This is a genomic window from Candidatus Palibaumannia cicadellinicola (assembly GCF_002855795.1).
Taxonomy (GTDB): domain Bacteria; phylum Pseudomonadota; class Gammaproteobacteria; order Enterobacterales; family Enterobacteriaceae; genus Baumannia; species Baumannia cicadellinicola_C.
Map to the genome: position 1 here is coordinate 1 of NZ_NJPO01000150.1, position 1,042 is coordinate 1,042.

Below are 1,042 nucleotides of genomic sequence, written 5' to 3' on the forward strand. Positions count from 1 at the left end.
GTTACGATCGTAACAAGCTGGATGCGACAGCACAATGTTTTGTATCCTACAGCGTGCATATAGTGAATAAACATATGGTTTTATATTGTTGGTTTGTTAGCATATCTATTTAGTTTGATATGTTATAAATTAATAAATCCGTCATAAATATGAATTGCTGGTCCAGTCATATAAAGAGACTGGCCCGGACCACGCCAGCTAATAGCTAGCTTGCCACCAGGTAAATCTACTTGTACTTGCTCTGCAAGTAGACCATGTTGAATCCCAACTGCTACCGCAGCACAGGCGCCACTACCGCATGCTTTAGTTTCACCTGTTCCTCGTTCGTAAACTCGTAGACGAATATGCTCTCGGTTTACAACTTGCATAAAACCAATATTAGCTCGTTCCGGAAACCGCTTATGTTTTTCTAGCATAGGACCAATAGTTGCAATTTGAGCGTGATCGACGCTATCCACTTTCATGACACAGTGTGGATTACCTATCGATACAACCCCGCATAATATAGTATTTTCTGCTGGACGCATGATATAAGTATTCTCTTCACTAGTAGCATGAAATGCTACTTGCTGCGGCTCAAATTTAGGTTCGCCCATATCTACACGTACTAAATTATCTTCTATTACTGTTAGTACCATGCGCCTAGTCTGGGTACTAACGTAGATCACGCGTTTATTAGTTAACTTTTTCATCCGTACAAAACGTGCAAAACAACGTGCACCATTGCCGCATTGTGCAACTTCACTACCATCAGCATTAAAAATACGGTAATGAAAATCTAATTCAGGATCATAAGGTGGTTCTACCACGAGTAGCTGATCAAACCCTACTCCACTATGCCGATCTGATAAAGAACGAATTCTATCAGGTGATAAAGAGACATTTTGAGTCACAATCTCTACGACCATAAAGTCATTACCAAGACCGTGCATTTTAGAGAAGTACATACTTAACTCTTCGTTTTTTTTTCTTAGTGGCACTACTAGTATATATTTTAGTGTGATAAATATGCTTATAGTACATATATCTGATTTTATTTAGT

Annotated in this window: 1 protein-coding gene; it reads right to left on the reverse strand. The window is 38.9% G+C overall.

What is annotated here, in order from left to right; genetic code table 11:
* Positions 1-122: 122 nt before the first annotated feature.
* Positions 123-947, reverse strand: a complete 825-nt coding sequence (gene dapF, locus CEX73_RS02785; RefSeq protein ID WP_101627065.1) for a diaminopimelate epimerase — start codon at positions 945-947, stop codon at positions 123-125.
* Between the last annotated feature and the right edge of the window lie 95 nt (positions 948-1,042).